The sequence below is a fragment of the Terracoccus luteus genome, assembly GCF_003635045.1.
Classification (GTDB): domain Bacteria; phylum Actinomycetota; class Actinomycetes; order Actinomycetales; family Dermatophilaceae; genus Terracoccus; species Terracoccus luteus.
Window position 1 is genome coordinate 953,615 of sequence record NZ_RBXT01000001.1, and the last position, 26,810, is coordinate 980,424.

Sequence of the window (26,810 nt, forward strand, 5' to 3'; positions counted from 1 at the left end):
GTGCACCGATGACCCGCATCATCAGCGGCGTGGCCGGCGGGCGGCGCCTGCGCACCCCACCGGGGTCCGGCACGCGCCCGACCTCCGACCGGGTGCGCGAGGCCCTCTTCAGCCGCCTCGAGCACCAGGGGCTGCTCGACGCCACGGCGGTGCTCGACCTCTACGCCGGCTCCGGGGCGCTCGGCCTCGAGGCCGCCAGCCGCGGCGCCACCCGGGTGCTGCTCGTCGAGGCCGCCGCCAAGGCGGCCGCCACCGCGCGGGCCAACGTCGCCACCGTCGGCCTGCCGGGGGTGCGGGTGGTCACCGACACGGTCGAGCGCACCCTCCGCGGCGGCCCGCACGACGGCATCCGGTACGACCTCGTGCTGCTCGACCCGCCCTACGACGTCTCCGAGGACGACCTCGCCGCCGTGCTCGCCCTGCTCGTCGAGCACGGGTGGCTCGGCCCTGACCCCGTCGTCGTGGTGGAGCGCTCGACCCGCACGCCACAGCCGACGTGGCCGCCGGGGCTCGAGCTGTCGGGGGAGAAGCGCTACGGCGAGACCGCCGTGTGGTTCGCCGAGCCGCCGCCGGACGGCGGTGGCGCGTGAGACCCGCCGGTAGGTTGGCCCCGTGACCCCGCCGGAGACGCCGCCGCACCCGCCGCAGCCGCCGCAGCCCACCGGCCGCCGCTGCGTCTGCCCGGGCTCGTACGACCCGGTGACGAACGGCCACGTCGACGTGGTCACGCGGGCCGCCGCCCTCTTCGACGAGGTGGTCGTCGCGATCCTGCACAACCCCGCGAAGCAGGGCGCCTTCACGGTCCCCGAGCGCATCGGGCTCATCGAGGATGCCGTCGGACACCTGGGCAACGTGCGCGTGGGCGCCTGGGCCGACACCCTTGTCGTCGACGTGTGCCGCGAGGTCGGGGCCGGCTCGATGGTCAAGGGGCTGCGCAGCGGCACCGACTACGCCTACGAGCTGCCGATGGCGCACATGAACCGTCACCTCTCCGGGGTGGAGACGCTCTTCCTCGCCGCCGACCCGACGCTGACCCACGTCTCGAGCTCGCTCGTCAAGGAGGTCGTGCGCTACGGCGGTGACGTCGCGGGCCTCGTGCCCGACGCCGTGCTGACCGCGCTGCACGGGCGGATCGGCCGCGACCGCGGCTGATTTGGGCGGGAGGGGGCGCTCCGGTAGCCTTGGCCGTCGGTTCTCGTCCGTTCGATGCGAGCCGGACCTACAACTGTGCGCAGGAGTCATGACCCGTCCCCATCCCCGCTCTCCTCTGGTGCTCGACTCCAGAGAGCTGACGCGGCGACCCGGGACGATGCTCGAGCTCTCGCGCACGGTGAGCCTCCCCGACGATCTCGGCACCGAGGTCATCTCCGTCCCCGCCGGTGAACCGGTGGAGATCGAGGTGCGTCTCGAGTCGGTCGTCGAAGGGGTGCTCGTGACGGGTTCGGTCTCCGGTCGGGCGACCGGTGCCTGCGTGCGGTGCCTGGACCCCGTCGACCTGCCGGTCGAGGGTCGGTTCCAGGAGCTGTTCGCCTACACCGACCGGGCGGCGCACCACCACGCGGTGGGCGACGACGCGGACGAGGCCGACGTGTACGAGCTCGTGGACGACCTGGTCGACCTCGAGCCGGTGATCCGCGACGCGGTCGTGCCCCGGCTGCCGTTCAAGCCGGTGTGCCGGCCTGACTGTCCGGGCCTGTGCTCGGAGTGCGGCATCCACCTGGCCGACGACCCCGGTCACCACCATGAAGTACTGGATCCACGGTGGTCAGCCCTCAGCGCGATGCTGACGGACCACCCAGACGAGAAGAGGAACTGACGTGGCTGTCCCGAAGCGGAAGACGTCGCGCTCCAACACGCGCTCGCGCCGAGCCAACTGGAAGGCCGCGCCGATCACCCTGAGCACCTGCCCGTCGTGCGGTGCGGCCAACCAGCCGCACATCGCGTGCCCGTCGTGCGGTACCTACAAGGGCCGTCACTACGCGACCGCCGAGCGCACCGAGCACCAGGCCTGAACCCCGTAGTGAGCGCCGCTGCCCCTGAGGGTGTGCCAGGCGTGCCGCAGCGGCCCGTCGACGCGCTGCTCGCCCACCTCGCCGAGGTGGTCGGGCAGGGAATCGACGAGCCGCTGCTGCTGCGTTCCCTGACGCACCGCTCCTTCGCATACGAGAACGGCGGCCTGCCGAACAACGAGCGCCTCGAGTTCCTCGGCGACTCGGTGCTCGGCCTCGTCGTCACCGAGACCCTCTACCGCAAGCACCCCGACCTCCCCGAGGGACAGCTGGCCAAGCTGCGGGCGGCCGTCGTCAACATGCGCGCGCTGGCCGAGGTGGCCCGCGGCATCGACCTGGGCCAGTACGTCATGCTCGGCAAGGGCGAGGAGGCGACCGGCGGGCGCGACAAGGCGTCCATCCTCGCCGACACGATGGAGGCACTAATCGGCACCGTCTTCCTCTCGTGCGGCATCTCGTGCGCCGGCGACTTCGTGCACCACCACTTCGACCCCCTCATCGAGGAGGCTGCGACCCTCGGTGCCGGGCTCGACTGGAAGACGAGCCTGCAGGAGATGTCGGCGCTGTCCGCGCTCGGCACGCCCGAGTACCGGGTGAGCGAGCAGGGGCCCGACCACGAGAAGCAGTTCCGCGCCCAGGTCGCCGTCGGCGACGAGGTGCTCGGCGAGGGCAACGGGCGCAGCAAGAAGGAGGCCGAGCAGAAGGCCGCCAAGCAGGCCTGGGGCCTGCTCAACGACCGCCGAGCCGCGCTCGTCTCCCCGCTCGACCAGACCGCCGCCCTGCCCGACTGACGGAAGCCCCCGACCGTGCCCGAGCTGCCCGAGGTCGAGGTCGTGCGCCGCGGCCTCGCCGACCACGTCGTCGGCCGACGCATCGAGCGGGCCCGGGTGACCGGCATCCGCGTCGCCCGGCGGCACGCCCCCGGCCCCGACGACCTCGCGGCCCGGCTGCACGACGTCACCGTCACGGCGGCCGCCCGCCGCGGCAAGTACCTGTGGCTCGCTCTTGACGGCGAGGACGCGCTCATCGTGCACCTCGGGATGAGCGGCCAGATGCTCGTCGAGCCCGCCGACGCGCCGCTGGAGAAGCACTGCCACGCCCGCTTCGACTTCGCCGATGACGGGCCCCAGCTGCGGTTCGTCGACCAGCGCACGTTCGGGGGGCTCGCCCTCTCGCCGCTGCGGGGCGACGGCATCCCCGAGTCGGTCGCGCACATCGCGCCCGACCCCTTCGAGCCGGCCTTCGACCAGGCCGCCGTCGTGCGGCGGATGAAGCAGCGCGACAGCGCCGTCAAGCGCGCCCTGCTCGACCAGGGGCTCGTCTCGGGCGTGGGCAACATCTACGCCGACGAGGCCCTGTGGCGGGCGAAGGTGCACGGTGAGCGGCTGTGCTCGGCCCTGACGAAGCCGACCCTGTCGCGCCTGCTCGACCACGCCCGCGACGTCATGGCCGCCGCCATGGAGCAGGGCGGCACGAGCTTCGACGCGCTCTACGTCAACGTCAACGGCGCGAGCGGCTACTTCGACCGGTCGCTGCACGCCTACGGCCGCGCCGGGACCCCGTGCGACCGGTGCGGCGCGACCATGCGCCGCGAGCAGTTCATGAACCGCTCGTCGTTCTCCTGCCCGGTCTGCCAGCCCCGACCGCGCCGACGCGCGTTCGCCCCGCGCTGACCGGGCGGCCGCCGCAGACGCCACCGGCCGGCATCCTCGCGGTGAGGATGCCGGCCGGTCGGCGCGGGCGTGACGCCGCGGTGGGTCAGTGACCGCCGTGGCGGGCGGGACCGGGGCGGGTCGGGTCGTCGTCGGCGGGGTCGACGTTCGCGGGCACGATCGTCGGGCGCAGACGCGCCCAGCCGATGAAGACGACGCTGACCACGAGAAGGGCCAGGCCCGCCCACAGGTTGGCGTTCATCCCGCCCGTCTTCTCGAGCTCCTGGTCGCCGAAGAGACCCATGAGGGTGAGGATGACGCCGTAGATGCCGAGCAGGCCGCCGATGAAGTTGCGGATGTCGAAGGCGCCCGCGGTGTGGCGTCCGGCGCGTTCCGTGTCGGCGTCGGGGGCGACTGGCTGGTTGTCGGTCATGTCCGGCTCCTTGTCAGAACGCGAAGTTGAGGATGACGACGAGCACGAGGGCGATGCTCGCCAGCGGGATGGTGCGCTGGTACCACGGCCTCGACTTCTCGTGCGGGTCGACGAGGTCCTCCTTGGGCGTCTCGCTGTAGACGAGGCCGCGCAGCTCGGAGACCGGCTTGGGCTCCGTGCGCAGCGACACGAGCACGCTCAGCACGATGTCGACCACGAACGCCGTCGACGCCGCGAGGAAGGCCGCCCCCTGCCCGCCGATGGGGATGACGCCGAGGCTGGCGCTGCCGAAGGCGTCCTCGCTGAGGAAGGCGAAGATCACCGCGCCGAGCGTGCCGGCCGAGAGGCCGACCCAGCCGGCGGTCGCCGTCATGCGCTTCCAGAACATGCCGAGGATGAAGGTCGCGAAGAGCGGGGCGTTGAAGAAGCCGAACAGCGTCTGCAGGTAGCTCATGATGTTGTTGAACGAGCTGGCGATGATGGCCGTGAAGATGGCGACGAACGTGGCGGCGACGGTCGCGAGGCGCCCGATGCGCAGGTAGTAGTCGTCGCTGTGGTCCTTGCGGATGTAGCGCTGCCACAGGTCGTAGCTGAAGACAGTGTTGAAGGCCGAGATGTTGGCCGCCATGCCGGCCATGAACGCGGCCAGCAGGCCGGCGATGGCCAGGCCGAGCAGGCCGTTGGGCAGCACGTCGCGCATGAGCAGGATGAGCGAGTCGTTGTACGTCACGTTGCCCGAGGCGCCACCGGCCGGTGTGCCGCCGTTCTTGAGCTGCCCGATCTCGTTGACGAGCACGCCCGCGACCATGCCGGGGATGATGACGATGAACGGGATGAACATCTTCGGGAAGGCGCCGATGATCGGCGTCTTGCGGGCCGCGGAGATCGAGTTCGAGGCCATGGCGCGCTGGACCTCGACGAAGTTCGTCGTCCAGTAGCCGAACGAGAGCACGAAGCCGAGGCCGAAGACGATGCCGATGACCGACAGCGTGCCCGACCCGAAGCCGGTGAGGGCCTGACCGGGCCACGACTCGAGCTGCTGGTCGGCCGGCGGGACACCGGCGGAGGCCGGTGCGGCGGCGGCGAACTCGGTGATCTTGTCCTTGAGGCCCTGGTAGCCGCCGACGCGGTGCAGACCGATGAGGGTCAGCGGCAGCAGCGCGGCGACGATGACGAAGAACTGGAGCACCTCGTTGTAGATCGCGGCCGAGAGACCACCGAGCGTGATGTACGAGAGCACGATGGCGGCGGCGACGATGAGGGCGACCCAGAGCGGCCAGCCGAGCAGCGCCTGCACGATGGAGCCGAGCAGGTAGAGGTTGACGCCCGCGATGAGCAGCTGGGCGACGGCGAAGCTGATGGCGTTGACGAGGTGGGCGCCGGTGCCGAAGCGCCGGAACATGAACTCGGGGACCGAGCGCACCTTCGAGCCGTAGTAGAAGGGCATCATGACGACGCCGAGGAAGAGCATGGCCGGGATGGCGCCCACCCAGAAGTAGTGGACGGCCGAGATGCCGAACTGCGCACCGTTGGCCGACATGCCCATGATCTCGACCGCTCCGAGGTTGGCCGAGATGAAGGCCAGACCCGTCACCCACGCAGGCAGCGAGCGCCCGGACAGGAAGAAGTCGATCGAGTCGGAGACGGCGCGGCGGGCCATGATGCCGATACCGAGGACGAAGACGAAGTAGAGCGCGATGATCAGGTAGTCGACGAGGTTCGCGCTGATCAGGGTGTCCGCGGTCTGCAGACCCGCCAAAGCGTGCATGAGCACTTCCCTTCCGTGGGCGACGGTTCACGCTAGCGCCTCCCCGCCCGCTCGGCCCGGCATCCCGGCCGCGGCGCGCGGATCACTCTCTGGTAACGGTGCGGATGCCGGGTGGTCGGCGAGCGCGCCGGCCGGTTCGCCCGTGGCCGTGGGCCGCCCGTCCCGCCCACCACCCGACACCGTCGAGAGGCCGTGTCTCGACGCCCACGCCCCTCCACCGTCGAGAGGCCACTTCCCGTCGAGAGGCCACTTCCCGTCAGGCCGGCCGCAGCAGCCGGCGCAGGGGCACGTCGGCGTCGGCCACGGCATCCGGGTCGGCGGTGAGGCCCTTCTCCAGCCCACGCTTGACGGCGACGTGGTCGGCCGGGCGCCCCACGCACTCGGCCGCGACGAGCAGCCCGTCACGGAACGCGAGCAGCGAGAACGCCTCCGCCGCCGGGTCGCCGCGCACGACGACGCGGTCGGCGCCGTGGGGGAGACCGGAGATCTGCAGGTGCAGGTCGAACTGGTCGGACCAGAACCACGGGACGGCGCGGTAGGCCTCGGGCCGGCCCGCCAGGGTGGCCGCAGCGGCCCGCGCCTGGTCGACGGCGTGGGCGACGCTCTCGAGCCGCAGCGGCCCGCCGACCCCGCGCGAGAAGGGGTTCGGCCCCAGGGCGCAGTCTCCGGCGGCCACGGTGGAGCCGTCCGACGCGACCGCGTGCTCGTCGACGACGACCCCGCCAGCGGCCACCTCGAGCCCGAGGGCGGTCGCGAGGGCGGTGCGGGGGCGCGCACCCACACCGGTGACGACGACGTCGGCGGTCAGCCGCTCACCGTCGTCGAGCACGACGGTGCCCACGCGGCTCGGCCGCCCGCCGGTCGGGCCGGCGGACTCGAGGGAGACGACGCGGCGCCCGAGCAGCACCCTCACACCGCGACGGTCGTGGGCGAGGGCGAAGAAGCCCGACAGCTGCGGCGTCACGGCGCGCCCGAGCAGCCGGTCGGTGACCTCGACGACGGTGACGCGGTGCCCGAGGTCGCGGGCGGTCGCCGCGACCTCGAGGCCGATGAAGCCACCCCCGACGACGACGACGTCGAGGTCACGCGGGCCGTGGGAGCCGTCGATGCCGTCGGTGTCGACGTCGTCGGCGGCGACGGAGCGCAGCCGGGCGGCGAGGGCGTCGGCGTCCTTGACGGAGCGCAGCGTGACGACGCCGGGCAGGTCCGAGCCCGGGACGTCGAGCCGGCGGGCCTCGGCACCGGTGACGAGGGCCAGCCGCTCGAAGGGCAGCGGGCCGGCCGTCGTCGTCGCCACCCCGCCACCGCCCGCCCCGCCCGCGCCGCGCGTGAGGTCTGTGACGGTCGTGCCGGTGAGCAGGTGCACGTCGAGCTCGCGCCACCGCTGCGGGCTGAGCAGCGGTAGCGGCAAGGGCGGGCCCGATGCCGGGTGCAGGTGCGCCTTCGACAGCGGCGGCCGCTCGTAGGGCGGGTGCGCCTCGTCGCCGACGACGGTGACCGGCGAGTCGTCGCCGAGCTCGCGCAGGTGGGTCACGAGGCTGACCGCGGCCTGGCCGGCGCCCACGACGAGGATGCCGGGGGGTGGGCTGGCCATGGCCCCACTGTAGGTGCGGGGCCGGGCGTCGCACCCGGCGCCTACAGTGCCGGTGTGACCGCGATCGACCCCGCCGCCCTGTCCGCCGACCCGACCGCGCCCGCCCCGCTGGCCCTGCCCGAGCAGGGGTGGCTGGAGTGGGTGTCCGCCCGCGGCGACGGCGGGCTCGACCGCGCCCGAGCCCTCGTCGACGAGCTCCGGGCCCACCCGCCGGCCGCGACGCTCGACGTGCTGGCGCGGTGGGACGCCGTGCAGACGGCGATGGCCGACGCCGGTTCGGTGGGCTCCCTCTTCTCCGAGGTGCACCCCGACGCGGCGGTGCGGGAGCGGGCCGAGACCGTCGTGCAGCGCGTGCAGCGCCTCGAGACCGACCTCGGCCTCGACCCCGACCTCTTCGCCGTCTTCGCCGCGCTCGACCCCGAGGGGCTCGACGACGACGCGTCGCGGCTGCTCGAGAGGACGCTGCGCGACTTCCGCCGCTCCGGCGTCGACCGTGACGAGAGCACCCGCGACCGCCTGCGCGAGCTCAACGAGCGGGCGATCGTGCTGAGCCAGGAGTTCAGCAAGAACATGCGCGAGGACGTCCGCAGCATCCGGGTGCGCCCCGAGCAGCTGGCGGGCATGCCGCAGGACTGGGTCGACGCCCATCCGGTGGGCGACGACGGGCTCGTCACCGTCACGACCGACTACCCCGACGTCGTGCCGTTCCGCACCTTCGCCCACGACGCCGAGGCCCGGCGCGAGCTCGTCACGCAGTTTCTCACCATCGCCTGGCCGGCCAACGACACGGTGCTCCAACAGCTGCTCGCGGTGCGTCGCGAGATCGCGACGCTGCTCGGCTACGCCTCGTGGGCCGACTACGACGCCGAGGTCAAGATGATCGGCACGGGCGAGGCCATCGGCGACTTCGTCGACCGCATCACCGACCTGTCGACCGACAGCGCGCAGCGCGACAAGCAGGTGCTGCTCGACCGGCTGCGCCGGGACCGACCCGAGGCCACCGACATCGACGGGGCCGACGCGACGTACTACGCCGAGCTCGTGCGCAAGGAGCAGCTCGCGGTCGACGCGCAGCGGGTGCGCACGTACTTCGACTTCGAGCGTGTCCGCCAGGGCCTGCTCGACGTGACCGGCCGCCTCTTCGGCCTCGAGTGGCACCGCGTGACCGACGCCCCGTCGTGGCACCCCGACGTCGCCACCTACGACGTGCACGCCGACGGCGAGCGCATCGGCCGCATCCACCTCGACCTGCACCCGCGCGACGGCAAGTACAAGCACGCGGCGCAGTTCGACCTCGTGCCGGGTCTGGCCGGTCGGCAGCTCGCCGAGGGGGTGCTCGTCTGCAACTTCAACCGCGGGCTGCTCGAGCACGACGAGGTCGTCACCCTCTTCCACGAGTTCGGCCACCTCGTGCACCACGTCCTCGCCGGACGGGGCCGGTGGGTGCGCTTCTCCGGCGTCGCCACCGAGTGGGACTTCGTCGAGGCACCGAGCCAGATGCTCGAGGAGTGGGCCTGGGACGAGGCCGTCCTCGCGACGTTCGCCCGCAACGCCGACGGCGAGACGATCCCGCCCGAGCTCGTCCGGGCGATGCGCGCTGCCGACGACTTCGGCAAGGGCTACGACGCCCGCACCCAGATGTTCTACGCCGCCCTCTCGTACGACCTGCACGTCAACCCCACCGACGACGTCACCGCCCGGCTGCGCCAGCTCATGGCCCGCTACTCCGTCTTCCCCTACGTCGAGGGGACCCACATGCACTGTCACTTCGGCCACCTCGACGGCTACAGCAGCGCCTACTACACCTACATGTGGTCGCTCGTCATCGCGAAGGACATGTTCTCCGCCTTCGACGCGGACGACCTCTTCGCGCCCGAGGTCGCCGCCCGCTACCGCGACCGGGTGCTCGCCCCGGGGGGCCGGCGCGACGCCGCCGACCTCGTGCACGACTTCCTCGGCCGCGACTACACCTTCGACGCCTACGCCGCCTGGTTGGCCCGGTGACGGCGTGACCCCGGCCCCGACCTCGACCTCGACCCCGCCCACGTCGGCGGCGGCGCCGTCGGTGGTCGTCCTCCACGTCCACCCCGTCAAGTCGCTCGCCGGCGTCTCCGTCGACGCGTGGCCGGTCGACGCGCGGGGGCTGGTCGGCGACCGCCACTGGGCCGTCGTCGACACGGTCGGGGACAAGATCACCGCCCGCGAGGCCAGGGTGATGCTCGGGCTGCGCGCCGTGCCGCTGGGCGACCGCGCCGGTGCCGGCATCCGGCTGACCGACCTGACAGGCGACGACGACGGCGACCCGCTCGAGGTGGCCGCGCCGGTCGACGGCGAGCCCGTCGCGGTCGGCTTCTCCGGGATGCCGGTGGCGCGGGCCGCGGGTGCCGTGGCCGACGAGTGGCTCGCCCGGCGGCTCGGTCGCCCGGTGCGGCTGGTGTGGCAGGGGGAGGAGCACGAGCGGCCGGTACGCCCCGAGTACGGGGGCCGGGACGGCGACCGCAACTCGCTGTCGGACGCGGCTCCCGTGCACGTGACGACCGAGGCCTCGCTCGCGCGGCTCAACGACTGGGTGCTCGAGGGGGCGAGGCAGCGCGGTGAGCCGGCGCCGGACCCGCTGGGCCACGACCGGTTCCGCCCCAACGTCGTCGTCGCCGGGGGAGCGCCCTTCGCCGAGGACGCGTGGGGTGCCGTGTCGGTCGGGGGCGTCGCCTTCCGCACGACGATGGTCACCGACCGGTGCGTCATGACGACGGTCGACCGCGACACCCTCGAGGGGTCGAAGGAGCCGATCCGCACCCTGGCCCGCCACCGCCGGTGGGAGGGCGCGACGTGGTTCGGCGTGCGCCTGACCCCGGTGCTGCCCGTGCCCGACGGCGCCGTGGTCCGGGTCGGCGACCCCGTCGTCGGTTAGGTGCCCTCGACCCGCATGCGGGTCAGGACCTCGCCGAGGTCGGTGAGGGCGGCCGCCTCCTCCGGGCTCAGCGCGCCCGACGGGGTGCGGGAGAGGCGGCGGTAGACCGCCGCCATCCCCGTGAACAGCTCGCCGCCGGCGCCCGCGGCCTCCTGCGTCTCGGCGATGGCCTCCATCTCGGCGACGAAGCGGCCGCTCTTGGCCGCCGCGACCGCGACCCGTCGCGCGGCCCTGGCGCCACCGTCGCCCACCTCGGCGGGCAGGGACTCCGTGAGGTCGTCGAGCACGACGTCGAGCACCCCCAGCGAGTCGGCGGTCCGCAGGGCCTGCGCCCACACCGCCGTCGTCCCCTTGTAGACCGACGCCGTGCACATCTTGACGGCGGACGCCCGACCCACCTCGTCGCCGACGACGCGGTGGCGCAGCCCGACGGCGTCGAGGGCCGCGACCTCGCCCGCCCGGGCGCCGGACAGGTAGAGCACCGTGTCGGCGCCGGGGGCGGGAGGCCCACCGCTGATCGAGCCGTCGACGAGGTCGAGGCCGGCGGAGGCCGCGCGGTCGGCGAGCCGGCGCACGGCGGTCGGGGAGACGGCGTTGGCGTCGACGAGGAGAGGACGCGCGCCGACGCGCGCGGCGGCGGCGAGCACGTCGTCGACGACGGCCCCGGCCGCACCCGGAGGGCAGACCGAGACGACGACCTCGCCGGCCGCGACGACGGCGTCGAGGTCGGGCAGCAGCTCGAGCCCCTCGGCGAGCGCCCGGGTGCGGTCGGAGCGCCCGGCGACCGTCGTGACCACGCGCGCGCCGCCCGTCCAGGCGCGGCCGAGCGCCGACCCCATCGCGCCGGGCGACACGATCGCGACGACCGGTGGCCCGGTCACGGCATCGGCAGGTCGGGCAGCGAGACCTTCGTGCCGGTGTTGCGCTCGGACAGGTCGGCGAGGGCCTGGCGCACCGTCTTCGAGAAGAGGTGCGCGCCGGTGAGGCTGGGGTGGATCCGGTCGCTCTGCAGCTGGTCGGGGTGGCTGCGCACGGCCGACGCCCAGTCGGCGACGGCGACGTTGGGCCGGCCCTCGGCCACCGACGCGAGCGTGGCGTTGTCGCGGTCGACGCGCGACATCGGACCCATGATGTTGACGAGCACGACCATGCGGTCGGGCCCGAGCCGGTCGAGAACGGCCTTGACCTGGTCGGCGTCGGTGCCCCAGTTGGTGCCGAAGGCGAGCACGACGGCACGGCGGTTGTCGTCGCCGCGCGAGGTCACCTCGGTGAGTCCGTCGGACCAGCGACGGTTCGACTTGGCGTCGATGCGGATGCCGGGGAAGTAGTACTTGAGCGCCCCGAGGCTCCCGACCATGATCGAGTCGCCGTAGGCGTCGATCTCGGTGCCGGCCGGCATGGTGAAGGCCGCCTTGCGCTGGTCGGGCGCGAGCGGCCCGGCGGAGGCGGTCGACGGCGCCGTCGACGGGGCGGTCTTCGAGGTGGCCGACGCGCCCGCGGTGGCCGACGCGGTCGGGCCACCGGTCGCGGAGGGCGCCCCCGAGGCCCCGGGCGTCGGCGCGCCGGTCGGGCTGCCGGCACCGGGGGAGACCGGGGCCGCCGCGTCGGCCGCCGCCTCGTTCTGCTCGAGCATGATCGCCGTCTGCGACCGGTCCGGGGCGGTGAGCAGCACGACGCCGGTGACGACGGCGGCGACCGCGACGGTCGCCGACACGACCTGGCGGGTGCGGCGGCTGCTGCGCAGCAGCAGGGCGAGGACGCGACGGCCCGTGCCGCGGAAGCCGTCGCGGCGGAACGGGGTCTCGACGAAACGGTAGGTGAGGTCGCTGAGGGCGAGGGTGACGACGACGCACCAGAGCCGCACGAGGACGTGCTCGATGGTGCCGGGGGCCGACGGGTGGTCGCTCGCGACGATGAGGATGACGGGCCAGTGCCAGAGGTAGATCGAGTACGACCGGCGCCCGACCCACGTCGCGACCGGGCTGGCCATGGCCCGCTGCAGCGGCGTCGTCGCGCCGCCACCCGCAGCGCCCTCGGCCGCACCGTGCGCGCCCTGGTCGACCACCCCGAGCACGAGCACCGCGGTCGCGACGCAGGCGAGCACGATGCCGCCGCGGAAGGTGAAGGGGGTGCCCTCGTCGAGCAGGAGCATCAGGGCGGCGAGCACGACGCCCGCCGCCGGCACGGCGAGGTGGCCGGCGGCCCCCCACCGGTGCGGCGTGACGAGGTGGCGCAGCCGGGGGCTGGTCCACGCGAAGGCGACGGCGGCACCGAGCATGAGGCCCACGAGGTGGGTGTCGGTGCCGTAGTAGACGCGCGTCGCGTCGCCCATCGGGTCGAGGAGCACCGCCATGAGCAGCGCCGACACGGTGCCGAGGCCGAGGGCGACCGCCACCCGCGTGCGGCTGGTGGCGAAGGCGAGCAGGGCGACGGTGACGAGCGGCCAGAGCAGGTAGAACTGCTCCTCGACCGCCAGCGACCAGAAGTTCATGAACAGCTGCGGCGCGGTCTGGTCGAAGTAGCTCGACCCGGCGGTGATCTCGACCCAGTTCGTCGAGAACGTCAGGGCGCCGGCGACCTGGCGCCCGATGCCCACGAGCAGGTCGCTGCTGACGGTGCGGGCGATGAGCACGCTCGTCACGACGACGAGCACGAGCGCGGGCAGCAGGCGCCGGGCGCGGCGTACCCAGAAGCGCGGCAGGTCGAGGCGGTCGGTGCGCCCGTGCTCGAGCACGAGCAGCGAGGTGATGAGGAAGCCGGAGACGACGAAGAACACGTCGACGCCGAGGAAGCCACCCGGCATCCACGAGGCGTTGAGGTGGAAGACCACCACGGCCGCGATGGCGACGGCGCGCAGGCCGTCGAGCCCGTCGATGCGCGGTAGCTGTGGGGGTGCGGCGGCCGGTGACTCGCGACGCCCGACGTCGGGTCGGTGCGAGTCGTGGGGCCGGGAGGTGGCCGACGTCGTCACGTTCGTGAGCATATGGAGCGGAGGGGACACCGTCGGGGAGGCTCGCGGCGCGCCACGCCGCCACCCGCCCACCCGCGTCGCCTGTGCGGCAGGAACGACCCTCGTTACCGTGGCGGGCGTGGACGACGAGCGCGGCACCGACGGCACCGACAGACCCGACGGCACCGACCGCACTGACGGGGAGGTCAGGGCGCGCCTGTACGTCCGCGGCCGGGTGCAGGGTGTCGGGTTCCGCTGGTGGACCCGCTCGCGGGCCCGCGAGCTCGGACTCGTCGGGCACGCCCGCAACACGGCCGACGGTCGCGTCGAGGTCGTGGCGCAGGGCGCCGCGGAGGCCGTCGACGCGCTCGAGGTGCTGCTGCGCGAGGAGCCGAGCACGTCGGGCCGCCCGGGCCGGGTCGACGCGGTCGTGCGGCAGGAGGCCGTTCCGACTGACGGGACCACCGGCTTCGTCGAGCGCTGAGGCTCCTACGCTGGAGCGATGAGCGAGACGACCGTGGGGCGGACCGCAGCCGCCGGGCCCGGGGCAGCGCACGTGCCCGACGCGCCGGTGGTGCCCGTGGTGCCGGCCGAGCTGCTGCGTCTGCGCAGCAGCATCGACAACATCGACGCCGCCCTCATCCACCTGCTCGCCGAGCGCTTCAAGGCCACCCAGCAGGTGGGGGTGCTCAAGGCCGAGGAGCACCTGCCTGCCGCCGACCCTGCCCGAGAGGAGCAGCAGATCGCACGGCTGCGCGCCCTGGCCGACGAGTCGGGCCTCGACCCGGTCTTCGCCGAGAAGTTCCTCGCCTTCGTCGTCGCCGAGGTCATCCACCACCACGAGCAGATCGCGAGCGGGCAGCACGAGCAGCCGGGCAGCACGGGCAACCGGTCGGCCGGGCCGGCTGAGCGGACGGCCTAGTACAGCGTGGAGTCCTGGCGCGCCTCGAGGGCGGCGTCGTACGCACCGGCCTCACCGGCATCCGCGAAGCCGCCGGCCTCGAGCGTCATCCGGCCCGCGGTGGGCAGGGTGGCGGGGTCGACGTGGGCGGCGGGGTCCCACAGCCGGCTGCGCTTGACCGCCCGCGCGCACTGGAAGTAGACGCGCTGCACGGTGACGACGAGCGCCGTCGCGGGCAGCGCGCCGCGCACCTCGTGCCGGGCCAGCTCGTCCGGGTCGGTCGTCACGACGGCGGTGCCGCGCGCGCGCAGCTCGAGCCCGAGGCCGGGGACGAGGAAGATCAGCCCGACCCGCGGGTCGCGCACGACGTTGCGCAGGGTGTCGAGGCGGTTGTTGCCCCGGCGGTCGGGCAGCACGAGGGTGCGCTCGTCGCGCACGACGACGAAGCCGGGCGCGTCGCCCCGTGGCGACTGGTCGAGCCCGCCGTCGCCCACCGTCGAGACGACGCAGAACGGTGACGCGGCGACGATCTCAGCGTAGGCGGGCGTCAGCACGGCCGACTCCTTGCCGCGCGGGGGCTCGGCCGTCGCCAGCGGGTAGAGCCCGAGCAGCTGGTCGAGGCCCGTCACGACGTGCGGGTCGGCGGGCAGGTCGGAGGCGGGTCGGGTCACCGGCCCAGCGTAGGAGCGGGCCGGATGCCGGGGCGCGCGGCGGCTGCGCCTGCGCGGTCGGCCTCGGCCGGCGCAGTACCCTGAGCAGCGATCGCCGCAGGCACACCAAAGGACCCCCGGACGCGTGTACGTCAAGAGCCTCACCCTCAAGGGCTTCAAGTCCTTCGCCTCCGCGACCCACCTTCGCCTCGAGCCCGGCATCACGTGCATCGTCGGCCCCAACGGCTCGGGCAAGAGCAACGTCGTCGACGCGCTCGCCTGGGTCATGGGTGAGCAGGGCGCCAAGTCACTGCGCGGCGGGAAGATGGAGGACGTCATCTTTGCCGGCACGTCCGGCCGGGCGCCGCTGGGGCGCGCCGAGGTGGCCCTCACCATCGACAACACCGACGGCGCGCTGCCCATCGACTACACCGAGGTGACGATCGCGCGGACGATGTTCCGCAACGGCGGCTCCGACTACTCCATCAACGGCACCCCGTGCCGCCTGCTCGACGTGCAGGAGCTGCTGAGCGACAGCGGCATCGGGCGCGAGATGCACGTCATCGTCGGCCAGGGCCAGCTCGACACGGTGCTGCGGGCCACCCCCGAGGAGCGCCGCGGCTTCATCGAGGAGGCCGCCGGGGTGCTCAAGCACCGCAAGCGCAAGGAACGGGCGCTGCGCAAGCTCGAGACGATGGAGGCCAACCTCACCCGCGTCGGCGACCTCACCGGTGAGATCCGCCGCCAGCTCGGCCCGCTCGGCCGGCAGGCCGAGACCGCCCGCCGGGCCGCGACCGTCCAGGCCGACGCCCGCGACGCGCGGCTGCGACTGCTCGCCGACGACCTCGTCCAGCTGACCTCGACCCTCGAGCAGGAGGTGGCCGACGAGTCGGCCCTCATCGCCCGGCGCACCGAGGTCGAGCAGGCGCTCGCCGTGCTGGCCACCCGGCTGGCCGGGCTCGAGGAGGAGGCCGAGCAGGCCCGTCCCGCCCTGACCCGGGCCCAGGACGACTACGTCGCCCTCGGCCGGCTGGTCGAGCGCCTCGCCGCCACCGCCTCCCTCGCCGCCGAGCGCGTGCGACTGCTCGCGCAGGACGACGAGCAGGCGACCCCGGCGGGCCGGGACCCCGAGCAGCTGCGCAGCCAGGCGGCGCAGGTGCGCGCCCAGGAGGCCGAGCTCGTCGCCGAGGTGGGGCGCGCGACCGCTGCGCTCGAGGCCGCCGCGGCCGCCCGCACGGCGGCCGAGCGCGACCACTCCGAGGAGTCGGCCCGCCTCGTCAAGGCCTCGCGCGCCGCCGCGGACCGCCGCGAGGGACTGGCCCGCCTCGGCGGGCAGGTCGGGGCCGCCGCGTCACGCATCGAGGCCCGCGAGGCCGAGATCGGGCGCCTGCGCGCGAGCATCGCCGCCGCCACCGCCCGTGCCACCGCCGCCGAGCGAGAGTTCACCCGGCTCGAGGCGTCCGTCGCCGGCGAGGAGGAGGGCGAGGAGGGTCTCGACACCGCCTATGAGGAGGCGGCGGCGCGCCTCGAGGAGGTCGAGGCCGAGCTGGCCCGCCACGTCGAGGCCGAGGCGGCCGCCGAGAAGGCGCGCACCACGGCATCCGCCCGCGTCGAGGCGCTCGAGCTGAGCCTGAGCCGGCGCGACGGCGCCGCCGCGCTCCTGGCCGCCGCCGACGACGCCCACGGCATCGTCGGCTCGGTCGCGGCCCTCGTCACCGTCGAGCCGGGGCTCGAGAACGCGGTCGCCGCGGCCCTCGGCTCCGCGGCCGAGGCGCTCGCCGTCGACTCCCTCACCGCCGCCGCGGCCGCACTCGACGCGCTGCGGGCCGACGACGCCGGACAGGTGCACCTGCTCGTCGCCGAGTCGGCGGGGACAGTCGGCACCGACGGCTGGCCCGGCCTGCCCGACGGTGCCCGCTGGGCGCGCGACGCCGTGCAGTGCCCGGCGTCGCTGCGACCGGCCCTCGACCGCGTGCTCGAGCGCGTCGCCCTCGTGGGCACGGCGCAGGAGGCGCACGCCCTCGTGCTCGCCCATCCCGGCGTCACCGCGGTGACCGGCGACGGGGACGTCTACGGCCCCGGCCAGGTGCGTGGCGGCAGCGCGTCCGCCCCCAGCCTCATCGCCCTGCAGGCCGCGCTCGACGAGGCCCGCGAGGTCGTGGCCCGCTCGACCCGCGAGGGCGAGCAGGCCCGCTTCGCCGTCGCCGCCGCCCGGTCGCGCCACGACGAGGTGGCCGACCAGGTCGACGCCACGCTCGAGCGGCTCAACGAGAGCGACGCCCGTCTCGCCGCCGTCGCCGAGCAGCTCGGCTCGCTGGGCCAGAGCCTGCGCAGCGCCCGCGGGGAGGTCGAGCGCACCGAGAAGGCGCTCGCCGACGCCGTGGCCGCGCTCGAGGGCGACCAGACGCAGCACGCCGCCCTCGTCAAGCGGCTCGAGGCCGCGAGCGCCGAGGGCGTCGACGAGAGCGAGCCGAGCACCGACGAGCGCGACCGCCTCGACGCCGCCGCCCGCGCCGCGCGCGCCGCGGAGACCGAGCTGCGTCTCGGCCTGCGCACCCGCGAGGAGCGGGCCCGGGCCCTCAAGGACCGTGCCGAGGCCCTCGAGCGCAGCGCCCGCCACGAGGAGGCGGCCCGCGCCCAGCAGGCCGCGCGCCTCGAGCGTCGCCGCCGCGAGGCACAGGTGGCCCGGTCGGTCGGCGTCGCGGCCGGCTACGCCCACGGCCTGCTGACGGCCTCGGTCGAGCAGGCGGCCCGGGTGCGGGCGGCCGGCGAGGCGGCCTGCACCGAGCGCGACGCCCAGCTTGCCGCCGTTCGCCGTGACGTCGCCGGCCTGCAGGGCGAGCTGCGCGAGCTCACCGACACCGTGCACCGCGACGAGGTGGCCCGCACCCAGCAGCGCCTTCGCATCGAGCAGCTGCAGGCCCGCGCCGTCGACGAGCTCGGGGTCGCCCCCGACGCCCTCGTCGAGGAGTTCGGGCCGCACCGCCCCGTGCCTGTGGTCGCCGACGAGCCGGATGCCGGTCGGCGTGGTTCGTCGGCGTCGTCGGCGTCGCCGGCGAAGCCGTCGGGTGGGGCTGCGGCGGAGACGGCGTCTGGGGCGTCGGCGCAGTCGGACGGGTCGGTCGGGTCGGACGGCGCGGGGGAGCCACGGACGGTGCCCTTCGTGCGCGCCGAGCAGGAGAAGCGGCTGCGCTCGGCGGAGCGGCGCCTGTCCGCCCTCGGCCGCATCAACCCGCTCGCGCTCGAGGAGTTCGCAGCCCTCGAGGAGCGGCACAAGTTCCTCACCGAGCAGCTCGAGGACCTCCGCACGAGCAAGCGCGACCTGCTCGACATCGTCAAGGAGGTCGACGAGCGCGTCGAGAAGGTGTTCGCCGAGGCGTTCGCCGACACCGCAGTGCAGTTCGAGCGCGTCTTCCAGCGGCTCTTCCCCGGCGGGGAGGGGCGCCTCGTGCTCACCGACCCCTCGAACATGCTGACGACGGGGCTCGAGGTCGAGGCCCGGCCCCCGGGCAAGAAGATCAAGCGGCTCTCGCTGCTCTCGGGTGGGGAGCGCTCGCTCGTCGCGGTCGCCCTGCTCGTGTCGATCTTCAAGGCCCGGCCGTCGCCGTTCTACATCATGGACGAGGTGGAGGCGGCGCTCGACGACGCCAACCTCGGCCGCCTCATCACCCTCTTCGAGGAGCTGCGCGACAGCAGCCAGCTCATCGTCATCACCCACCAGAAGAAGACGATGGAGACCGCCGACGCGCTCTACGGCGTCAGCATGCGCGGCGACGGGGTGACGACGGTCGTCTCGCAGCGGCTGCGGGACGTCGCCGACCGGCCCGCCTGACGGTCGCAGTCGGCACCGCCCGATGACCGCCGAGGTCACGAAACGGTGTCGGATGCGTCACGAAAGGGTCTCCGTGGCCGCGCCGTGAAGAGGGACGAACGGTCACATCCGTCACTCTGGTCCCATGGCTCTCCTCATCGTCGCGATGCTCCTCGTCGTCGCCCTCGGCGTCGCCATCGTCGGTGTCGTCGCCCTCCCCGCCCATCGTGAGGGGCGGGACGTCCTGACCGACCGCGGCGAGAGCGTCGCCAAGGCGGCGGCCCAGCGCGTCGGCTCGGTGGCGACCGAGGTGCGCGAACGCACCCACGTGCGCGCCCGCACCCACTGACCCCCGCCCGACGCCCGGCCCGGAACACGGCTGGAGACACGGCCGGACGCGCAGTCGACGCCCCACCTCCCGGCATCCGCTGTCGGGGGTCGCTCCGGCGTACCCGGGGCCGCTCGACGACCCGGTCCGCGACCCACCCAAGGGGCCCGGACGTCGGCCGGAGGGCCGGCGCCGCCGTGGTTGGATGATCGCGTGGAACCAGTCCTGCTCTTCATCCTCATCGGCGTCGTCATCGTCGGCGGCATCATCGGCCTCGGCGTCAACCTGCTGAGGGGTGGTTCGCGCACGAACACCCTCGAGCGCGAGGCCCCCACCGTGGGCGCCCCGACCCGGCCGGGCCTGCCCGCCGACGACCTCGACCGCGAGCCGCCGGGTGAGGCCGTCACCTCGCCGCCGGAGACCACGGCCACGACCGCGCCCGAGCCGGAGGTCGTCGAGCCCGAGCCCGCCCCTCCGGCCGAGCCCGAGGCCCCGGCGTTCGAGAAGCCCGAGTCGGCGCGAGGCCGCCTGCAGCGCCTGCGCGCCCGCCTGGCCCGCTCGAACTCGGCGCTCGGCAAGGGCCTGCTCGCGCTGCTCTCGCGCGGGGGTCTCGACGAGGAGGCCTGGGAGGAGGTCGAGGACACCCTCATCGCGTCCGACCTCGGCGTCGAGGCGACGACCGAGCTCGTCGACTCGCTGCGCCGCCGCGTCTCGGTCGAGGGCGCGACCGACGAGGCGACCGTCCGCGGCTGGCTCAAGGAGGAGCTGCTCGCGCTCGTCCAGCCCGGCCTCGACCGCCGCATCGCCAGCTCGCGCGTGGGCGACCGCCCGGCCGTGATCCTCGTCGTCGGCGTCAACGGCACCGGCAAGACGACGACCGTCGGCAAGCTCGCCCGCGTGCTCGTCGCCGAGGACCGCGACGTCCTGCTCGGTGCGGCGGACACCTTCCGCGCCGCCGCGGCCGACCAGCTCGCGACGTGGGGCGACCGCGTCGGCGTGCCGACCGTGCGCTCCGACCGCGACGGCGCCGACCCCGCGGCCGTCGCCTTCGACGCCGTCAAGGCGGGCATCGAGGAGGAGGTCGACGTCGTCATCATCGACACCGCCGGCCGCCTCCACAACAAGGTCGGCCTCATGGACGAGCTCGGCAAGGTCAAGCGCGTCATCGAGAAGCAGAGCGAGATCGACGAGGTCCTGCTCGTGCTCGACGCCACCACCGGCCAGAACGGCCTGCAGCAGGCGAAGGTCTTCTCGGAGGCCGTGAACGTGACCGGCATCGTGCTCTCCAAGCTCGACGGCACCGCCAAGGGCGGCATCGTCGTCGCGGTTCAGCGTCAGCTCGGCGTCCCGGTCAAGCTCGTCGGTCTCGGCGAGGGCCCCGACGACCTCGCCCCCTTCGACCCGGAGGCCTTCGTCGACGCCATCGTCGACTGAGCCCGCCCGATCCGGGGCGTGCGTCCCCTGCGTCCCCGTGCGTCCCGTGCGGAAACGTGGAACTTACGCGCCGGTCGCCCGGTTGACACGGCTGTAACACGAGGCGGCGCCGCGCGAAACAGGGCGCGACCACAGTGTCGCCATGACAACAGCTGCACTGATGCCGATCGCGGCAGACGCACCAGCGATCAACGAGGCGGCCACGGCGTTCATGCTCGTGGCGGCCTCGATGGTCCTCCTGATGACTCCGGGGCTCGCCCTGTTCTACGGCGGCATGACGCGCTCGAAGTCCGTCCTCAACATGATGATGATGAGCTTCGGGGCGATGGCCGTCGTCGGCGTCGTCTACATCCTGTGGGGCTACTCGATGGCGTTCGGCAACGTGCAGGACGGCACGAGCGACATCGCCGGCATCTTCGCCAACCCCTTCCACCTCTTCGGCCTCGGTGACCTCGTCACCGCCGACGGACCCCGCCTCATCGACGTCTTCGGCGTCGACGTCTACATCCCCGAGGTGCTCTTCGCCGGCTTCCAGCTCACCTTCGCGGTCATCACCGTCGCGCTCATCAGCGGCGCCGTCGCCGACCGCGTGAAGTTCTCGACCTGGCTCGTCTTCTCGGGCATCTGGGTCACCGTCGTCTACTTCCCGATCTCGCACATGGTGTGGGGCGGCGGCCTGCTCTCGGGCGCCGAGAACGGCCTGTCGGCCACGCTCTTCGGGGCCACCGACGGCGTCGCCAGCGTGCTGCCCATCGACTTCGCCGGTGGCACGGTCGTGCACATCAACGCCGGCATCGCGGGCCTCGTGCTCGCCCTCGTCGTCGGCAAGCGCCTCGGCTTCGGCAAGGTGCCGATGCGCCCCCACAACGTCCCGCTCGTCATGCTCGGCGCCGGTCTGCTGTGGTTCGGCTGGTTCGGCTTCAACGCCGGCTCCGAGCTCGCCGCCGACGGTCTCGCCTCGCTCGTGTGGCTCAACACGACCGCCGCCACGTGCGCCGCGGCCGCCGGCTGGCTGCTCGTCGAGAAGGTGCGCGACGGCCACGCCACGTCGGTCGGTGCCGCCTCCGGCGTCGTCGCGGGCCTCGTCGCCATCACCCCGGCCTGTGGGGCGCTCTCGCCCGTCGGGTCGCTCGTCCTCGGTGTCGTGGCGGGTGCCCTCGCGGCCCTCGCCGTGGGCCTCAAGTACCGCTTCGGCTACGACGACTCGCTCGACGTCGTCGGCGTCCACCTCGTCGCCGGCCTCTGGGGCACCATCGGCGCCGGTCTGCTCTCGACCACGACCGGCCTCTTCTACGGTGGTGGCTTCCGCCAGACCCTGCTCCAGGTCCTCATCGCCCTCATCTCCCTCGTCGTCTCCGGCGCCCTCACCTTCGTCATCGCCATGGCGCTGAAGAAGACGATGGGCTGGAGGGTCTCCGACGACGTCGAGAGCGACGGCATCGACCAGTCCGAGCACGCGGAGTCCGGCTACGACCTGGGCGGTTTCCCCGGTGGCGGCCGCAGCAGCTCGATCCCGCGCAGCACGGCGACGTCGCCCGTGCCGCAGTCAGAAGGAGCCAACGCATGAAGCTCATCACCGCCATCATCAAGCCCCACCAGCTCGACGAGGTGAAGGAGGCCCTCGAGGCCTTCGGGGTCGCCGGCATGACCATCAGCGAGGCCAGCGGCTACGGCCGCCAGCGGGGCCACAGCGAGGTCTACCGCGGCGCCGAGTACACGGTCGACTTCGTCCCGAAGGTGCGGCTCGAGGTGCTGGTCGACGACGTCGACGGCTCGGACGTCCTCGAGGTCATCCTCAAGGCCGCCCAGACCGGTCGCATCGGCGACGGCAAGATCTGGTCGGTCCCCGTCGAGGAGGTCGTCCGGGTGCGCACCGGCGAGCGGGGCGTCGACGCCCTCTAGGGCTCCGTCGCCACGTCCGTGGGGCACACCGGATGCCGTGGGGCCGGGCAAGCAGCGACCCGGCCCCACGGCATCCGTGCCGTCGCGGGCCCCACCGGCAGGGCACGAGCGCAGGGCACGACCAGCAGGGCACGACCAGCAGGGCACGACCAGCAGGGCACGACCGCAGGGCACGACCAGCAGGGCACGACCGCAGGGCACCACACGCATGACAGGCACGGCACGGCACGGACGGCACGACGGCACGACGGACGTACGGAACGACACACGCAGGACGACACGCGGGGGCGGCGCACGACATGACAGATGTGACCTCGAGGCGGCTCGACCTCGCCGGCACCCGCAGCTTCGCGGCGCCCGGCGCCGGGGCCCAGCGTCGGCGGGCCCTGGCCGAGTTCGGCTTCTCGTGGCTGCAGGACCTCTGGCGGGACGCCTGCGCGGGCCGGCGGCACGAGGGCGTGGCCCTGGCCGCCGTCGGGTCGCTCGCCCGCGGCGACGGCGGTCCCCTCAGCGACTACGACCTCGTGCTCGTCCACCACCCGCGCGGCCTGTCGGGCAAGGAGGTCGGCGCCTTCGCCGACAAGCTCTGGTACCCGATCTGGGACGCCGGGGTGCGGCTCGACCACAGCGTGCGCACCGTCTCGGAGTGCCGCGCCGTGGCGAGCGACGACCTGTCCGCCGCCGTCGGCCTGCTCGACCTCACGCACGTCGCCGGTGACGCCGACGTCGTCAACGCGGCCCGCTCGACGGTGGCCCACGACTGGCGCGCCAACGCCCGGACCCGCCTGTCGGAGATGCACGAGTCGGTGCTGGCCCGGCACGCCCGGCAGGGTGACCTCGCCCACCTCGTCGAGCCCGACCTCAAGGAGGCCCACGGCGGGCTGCGCGACATGTCGGTGCTGCGCGCGCTCACCGCGGCCTGGCTCACCGACCGGCCGCACGGCGAGGTCGACCTCGCGCACGAGCGGCTGCTCGACGTGCGCGACGCCATCCACGTCGTCACGGGTCGGGGCCGCGACCGCCTCACCCGCGAGGAACAGGACGCCTGCGCCGCGCTGCTCGGCTACACCGACAGCGACGACCTGCTCACCGACGTCTCGACCTCGGCGCGCACGGTGGCCTACGCCGTCGACGGCACCCTGAGGCGCGCCCTGCAGTCGCAGCGCGCCCGCACGCTGCGCGTCGGCCCGCGCCGCCCGCAGCTGGCCCCGCTCGGCTACGGCCTCTACCGCCACGACGGCGAGGCCGTGCTCGGGCCGTCGGCCGACCTCGCCTCCGACCCCGTCATCCCGCTGCGCGCCGCGCTCGTGGCCGCGCGGGGCGGCATCCCGCTGTCGCCGACGACGCTGCGCAACCTCTCGGAGCAGGCCCCGTCGCTGCCGGAGCCCTGGCCGGAGGTCGCCCGCGGGCTCTTCTCCGACTTGCTCGCCGCCGGGCCCGGCCTCGTCACCGTGTGGGAGGGGCTCGACCTCGCCGGGGTGGTCGAGCGCTGGATCCCCGAGTGGCGCGCCGTGCGCAGCCGCCCGCAGCGCAACGCCGTGCACCGCCACACCGTCGACCGCCACCTCGTCGAGTCGGTCGTCGCCGCGAGCGGCATGGTGCGCGACGTCGCCCGTCCCGACCTGCTCATGCTCGCGGCCCTGCTCCACGACATCGGCAAGGTCCCCGGCTCGACCGACCACTCGGTCACCGGCGCCCAGGTCGCCGACACCGTCCTGCGACGCATGGGGGTGCCCGACGCCGACCGGGAGATCGTCGTGCGGCTCGTGCGTGAGCACCTGACGCTCGTCGAGCTCGCCACGCGCCGCGACCCCGAGGACCCGGCCACGATCTCGGCCCTCTCGGATGCCGTCGGGGGCTCGGTCACGACGCTCGACCTGCTGCGCGCCCTCACCGAGGCCGACGCCTCCGCCGCCGGGCCCAAGGCCTGGAGCGACTGGCGGGCCGGGCTCGTCGTGCGCCTGCACGCCGCCTGCCGCGCCGCGCTCGTCGCCGCGCACGAGGGTGACGAGCCGCAGGCGCTCGAGCCGGCGCCCTCGCTCTCGCTCAACGACGACGCGCTCGAGCGCATGGCGTCGGGGGAGCCGTACGTGCTCGTCTCCTCGCTCGGCGGGGCTCACCGGGTCGACGTCGTCGACCGTGACCGGGCGGGCCTCTTCGCCGACACCGCCGGCCTCCTCGCCGCCCACGGGTTCGTCGTCCGCTCCGCGATCGTGCGCACCGTCGACGGGCTGGCCGTCAACGAGTGGTGGGTCGACTCGCCCGGCGGGGAGACCCCGCTTCCGGCCGTCATCTCCCGCGACCTCATGCGCGTCGCGACCGGTGACCGCAGCCCCCTGGGCAGGCTGCAGCGGCGCCGATCGAGCGGCGTGCGCAGCCCCGGCACCGGGCACCCCGACTCGGCCCGCGCCATGGTCATCAGCAGCGCCTCCGACACGGCGACCGTCATCGAGGTGCGGGCCACCGACCGGCCCGGGCTGCTGCAGGACATCGGCATCACGCTGGCGCGCGCCTCGCTGTCGGTGCGCTCGGCCCACATCGCCACCTACGCGGGCCAGACGCTCGACACCTTCTACGTCACCGAGTTCGGCGGCGGGCGGCTGGCCCCGGCCCGGGCGGCGCAGGCGGTCGCCATGATCATCGACACGTGCGACGGCCCCTGAGCCCACCGCCGCGCACCCCCGCCACCCCCTCGACCCTCTGACGGCGCGACCCGGCATCCGACGTAGGCGGGGGTGGCGGGGGTGGCGCAGGTTCTTGAAGGTGGCGGTCGGTCGGCCACCGGCCCGGCACCGGATAAAGTTGCGCGGGTGTTCGCATCCCTGTCTGACCGGCTGACCGCCACCTTCAAGAACCTGCGCGGCAAGGGCCGCCTGTCGGAGTCCGACGTCAACTCGACGATCCGTGACATCCGGCTGGCGCTGCTCGACGCCGACGTCGCGCTACCCGTCGTCAAGCGGTTCACCTCGGCGGTGCGCGAGCGCGCGCTCGGGGCCGAGGTCAGCGGGGCCCTCAACCCGGCCCAGCAGGTCGTCAAGATCGTGCAGGACGAGCTCGTCGGCATCCTCGGTGGGCAGACCCGCCAGCTCGAGCTGGCCAAGACGCCGCCGACGGTCATCATGCTCGCCGGACTCCAGGGGTCGGGCAAGACGACGTTCGCCGGCAAGCTCGGCAAGCGCCTCAAGGACCAGGGCCACACCCCGATCCTCGTCGCCGCCGACCTCCAGCGCCCCAACGCCGTGACCCAGCTCGAGGTCGTCGGCGAGCGGGCCGGCATCCCGGTCTTCGCGCCCGAGCGCGGCAACATGGGTGGTCACGACGCCGTCCTCGACAGCGGTGAGGGCACGCGCTCGTTCGGCGACCCCGTGACGGTCTCGCGCCAGGGCATCGAGTTCGCCCGTGCCCGCCAGCACGACGTCGTCATCGTCGACACCGCCGGACGTCTCGCGGTCGACGAGAACCTCATGCAGCAGGCCGCAGACATCCGCGAGGCGATCCGCCCCGACGAGGTGCTCTTCGTCATCGACGCGATGATCGGTCAGGCCGCGGTCGAGACGGCGCAGGCCTTCCACGACGGCGTCGCCTTCACCGGCGTCGTGCTGAGCAAGCTCGACGGTGACGCCCGCGGTGGCGCCGCCCTGTCGGTCGCGGAGATCACCGGCGAGCCGATCATGTTCGCGTCGACGGGTGAGAAGGTCACCGACCTCGAGGTCTTCCACCCCGACCGCATGGCCAGCCGCATCCTCGACATGGGTGACGTGCTCACCCTCATCGAGCAGGCCGAGCGCGCCTTCGACAAGCGCGAGGCCGACGAGATGGCCCGCAAGTTCATGGCGGAGGAGGACTTCACCTTCGAGGACTTCCTCTCGCAGATGAACGCCATCAAGAAGATGGGCTCGCTCAAGTCGATGCTCAAGATGATGCCGGGCATGCAGGGGATGCGTGACCAGCTCGACGCGTTCGACGACCGCGAGTTCGACCGCGTCGAGGCGATGGTCCGCTCGATGACGCCGTTCGAGCGCACCCACCCCAAGCAGATCAACGGCTCGCGCCGCGCCCGCATCGCCAAGGGCTCCGGCGTCACCGTCACCGAGGTCAACCAGCTGCTCGAGCGCTTCGGCCAGGCCCAGAAGATGATGAAGTCGATGGCCCGCGGTGGTGGCGGCGGGCTGCCCGGCATGCCCGGCGTCCCCGGGGGTGGCAAGCGCGGGCGCGCGCAGCAGCCGCAGCGCAAGAAGAGCAAGAGCGGCAACCCGGCCAAGCGCGCGGCCGAGGAGCGGGAGGCGGCGCAGAAGGCGTCCGCCCGCCCCGCCGGCGGCGCCTTCGGTGGCCAGGGCGCCGACGCCCCGGCCGACCCGACGGCCGACTTCGACCCGTCGAACCTGCCCAAGGGCTTCGAGAAGTTCCTCGGGCGCTGAGCCCCACGGCATCCGACGTGGCTTCCGAGGGAGCCGACCGGATGCCGGG

The 26,810-nt window shown here is 73.8% G+C and carries 23 protein-coding genes; 17 read left to right on the forward strand and 6 right to left on the reverse strand.

Going from position 1 to position 26,810, the window contains the following annotated elements:
* Positions 1–8: 8 nt before the first annotated feature.
* The 6 genes from rsmD (at position 9) to mutM (ending at position 3,682) form a co-directional block, all read left to right on the forward strand.
* Positions 9–590, forward strand: a complete 582-nt coding sequence (gene rsmD / locus DFJ68_RS04415) for a 16S rRNA (guanine(966)-N(2))-methyltransferase RsmD (protein WP_121031341.1) — start codon at positions 9–11, stop codon at positions 588–590.
* 22 nt (positions 591–612) lie between these two features.
* Positions 613–1,152 (forward strand): pantetheine-phosphate adenylyltransferase, encoded by a 540-nt coding sequence (coaD, locus tag DFJ68_RS04420; protein WP_121031343.1) that lies wholly within the window; start codon positions 613–615, stop codon positions 1,150–1,152.
* 88 nt (positions 1,153–1,240) lie between these two features.
* Entirely contained in the window at positions 1,241–1,816 is a 576-nt protein-coding gene (locus DFJ68_RS04425) for a YceD family protein (protein WP_121031345.1), read from the forward strand.
* Between the two features lies 1 nt (position 1,817).
* Positions 1,818–2,012, forward strand: coding sequence for a 50S ribosomal protein L32 (gene rpmF, locus DFJ68_RS04430; protein WP_121031347.1), 195 nt, complete (start codon positions 1,818–1,820; stop codon positions 2,010–2,012).
* A gap of 41 nt (positions 2,013–2,053) precedes the next feature.
* Positions 2,054–2,800 carry a ribonuclease III gene (gene rnc / locus DFJ68_RS04435; RefSeq protein ID WP_121031349.1) on the forward strand — a complete coding sequence of 249 codons (747 nt, stop codon included), beginning with the start codon at positions 2,054–2,056 and terminating at the stop codon, positions 2,798–2,800.
* A 15-nt stretch (positions 2,801–2,815) separates the two neighbouring features.
* Positions 2,816–3,682, forward strand: coding sequence for a bifunctional DNA-formamidopyrimidine glycosylase/DNA-(apurinic or apyrimidinic site) lyase (gene mutM / locus DFJ68_RS04440; protein WP_121031351.1), 867 nt, complete (start codon positions 2,816–2,818; stop codon positions 3,680–3,682).
* A gap of 85 nt (positions 3,683–3,767) precedes the next feature.
* Here mutM and DFJ68_RS04445 read toward each other — a convergent pair whose 3' ends face one another.
* The 3 genes from DFJ68_RS04445 to DFJ68_RS04455 all read right to left on the reverse strand — a co-directional run bounded on the left by DFJ68_RS04445 (position 3,768) and on the right by DFJ68_RS04455 (position 7,456).
* Entirely contained in the window at positions 3,768–4,094 is a 327-nt protein-coding gene (locus DFJ68_RS04445; protein ID WP_121031353.1) for a hypothetical protein, read from the reverse strand.
* Positions 4,095–4,107: 13 nt separating this feature from the next.
* Positions 4,108–5,862 carry a sodium:solute symporter family protein gene (locus tag DFJ68_RS04450; protein ID WP_121035078.1) on the reverse strand — a complete coding sequence of 585 codons (1,755 nt, stop codon included), beginning with the start codon at positions 5,860–5,862 and terminating at the stop codon, positions 4,108–4,110.
* 256 nt (positions 5,863–6,118) lie between these two features.
* Positions 6,119–7,456 (reverse strand): NAD(P)/FAD-dependent oxidoreductase, encoded by a 1,338-nt coding sequence (locus DFJ68_RS04455; protein WP_121035079.1) that lies wholly within the window; start codon positions 7,454–7,456, stop codon positions 6,119–6,121.
* A gap of 54 nt (positions 7,457–7,510) precedes the next feature.
* Here DFJ68_RS04455 and DFJ68_RS04460 point away from each other — a divergent pair, with 54 nt between their 5' ends.
* Both DFJ68_RS04460 and DFJ68_RS04465 read left to right on the forward strand, forming a co-directional pair.
* On the forward strand, positions 7,511–9,460 hold the full coding sequence (locus DFJ68_RS04460) for a M3 family metallopeptidase (protein WP_245963462.1): 1,950 nt from the start codon (positions 7,511–7,513) through the stop codon (positions 9,458–9,460).
* 4 nt (positions 9,461–9,464) lie between these two features.
* On the forward strand, positions 9,465–10,367 hold the full coding sequence (locus DFJ68_RS04465; RefSeq protein ID WP_245963463.1) for an MOSC domain-containing protein: 903 nt from the start codon (positions 9,465–9,467) through the stop codon (positions 10,365–10,367).
* On the opposite strand, the gene DFJ68_RS04470 is transcribed toward DFJ68_RS04465, so the two are convergent.
* The gene (locus tag DFJ68_RS04470) at positions 10,364–11,248 is read right to left on the reverse strand and encodes an NAD(P)-dependent oxidoreductase (RefSeq protein WP_211333266.1); all 885 of its coding nucleotides are present in this window, start codon (positions 11,246–11,248) and stop codon (positions 10,364–10,366) included. The two genes, DFJ68_RS04465 and DFJ68_RS04470, sit on opposite strands and share 4 nt — an antisense overlap.
* Complete coding sequence (locus DFJ68_RS04475; protein ID WP_245963464.1) at positions 11,245–13,338, reverse strand: acyltransferase family protein; 2,094 nt, start codon at positions 13,336–13,338, stop codon at positions 11,245–11,247. Before DFJ68_RS04475 ends, DFJ68_RS04470 begins: the two co-directional genes overlap by 4 nt.
* A gap of 118 nt (positions 13,339–13,456) precedes the next feature.
* Between DFJ68_RS04475 and DFJ68_RS18645 the strand changes: the two genes are divergently transcribed.
* Both DFJ68_RS18645 and DFJ68_RS04485 read left to right on the forward strand, forming a co-directional pair.
* Complete coding sequence (locus tag DFJ68_RS18645; RefSeq protein ID WP_276330689.1) at positions 13,457–13,801, forward strand: acylphosphatase; 345 nt, start codon at positions 13,457–13,459, stop codon at positions 13,799–13,801.
* A 90-nt stretch (positions 13,802–13,891) separates the two neighbouring features.
* Positions 13,892–14,239, forward strand: coding sequence for a chorismate mutase (locus DFJ68_RS04485; protein ID WP_245963757.1), 348 nt, complete (start codon positions 13,892–13,894; stop codon positions 14,237–14,239).
* On the opposite strand, the gene DFJ68_RS04490 is transcribed toward DFJ68_RS04485, so the two are convergent.
* Complete coding sequence (locus tag DFJ68_RS04490) at positions 14,236–14,889, reverse strand: MSMEG_1061 family FMN-dependent PPOX-type flavoprotein (RefSeq protein ID WP_245963465.1); 654 nt, start codon at positions 14,887–14,889, stop codon at positions 14,236–14,238. The two genes, DFJ68_RS04485 and DFJ68_RS04490, sit on opposite strands and share 4 nt — an antisense overlap.
* Positions 14,890–15,013: 124 nt before the next feature.
* On the opposite strand from DFJ68_RS04490, the gene smc reads away from it, so the two are divergent.
* The 7 genes from smc (at position 15,014) to ffh (ending at position 26,761) form a co-directional block, all read left to right on the forward strand.
* The gene (gene smc, locus DFJ68_RS04495) at positions 15,014–18,700 is read left to right on the forward strand and encodes a chromosome segregation protein SMC (protein ID WP_121031359.1); all 3,687 of its coding nucleotides are present in this window, start codon (positions 15,014–15,016) and stop codon (positions 18,698–18,700) included.
* Positions 18,701–18,824: 124 nt separating this feature from the next.
* Entirely contained in the window at positions 18,825–19,028 is a 204-nt protein-coding gene (locus DFJ68_RS04500) for a hypothetical protein (protein ID WP_121031361.1), read from the forward strand.
* Between the two features lie 192 nt (positions 19,029–19,220).
* Positions 19,221–20,441 (forward strand): signal recognition particle-docking protein FtsY, encoded by a 1,221-nt coding sequence (ftsY, locus tag DFJ68_RS04505; RefSeq protein ID WP_245963466.1) that lies wholly within the window; start codon positions 19,221–19,223, stop codon positions 20,439–20,441.
* Between the two features lie 142 nt (positions 20,442–20,583).
* Positions 20,584–22,008, forward strand: a complete 1,425-nt coding sequence (locus DFJ68_RS04510) for an ammonium transporter (RefSeq protein ID WP_211333267.1) — start codon at positions 20,584–20,586, stop codon at positions 22,006–22,008.
* On the forward strand, positions 22,005–22,343 hold the full coding sequence (locus DFJ68_RS04515) for a P-II family nitrogen regulator (RefSeq protein WP_121031367.1): 339 nt from the start codon (positions 22,005–22,007) through the stop codon (positions 22,341–22,343). The genes DFJ68_RS04510 and DFJ68_RS04515 overlap by 4 nt, the downstream gene beginning before the upstream one ends.
* A gap of 299 nt (positions 22,344–22,642) precedes the next feature.
* Positions 22,643–25,006: a [protein-PII] uridylyltransferase gene (locus tag DFJ68_RS04520; RefSeq protein WP_121031369.1), complete on the forward strand. Its 2,364-nt coding sequence runs from the start codon at positions 22,643–22,645 to the stop codon at positions 25,004–25,006.
* A 147-nt stretch (positions 25,007–25,153) separates the two neighbouring features.
* Positions 25,154–26,761, forward strand: a complete 1,608-nt coding sequence (gene ffh / locus DFJ68_RS04525; RefSeq protein WP_121031371.1) for a signal recognition particle protein — start codon at positions 25,154–25,156, stop codon at positions 26,759–26,761.
* The last annotated feature ends 49 nt before the right edge of the window (positions 26,762–26,810 follow it).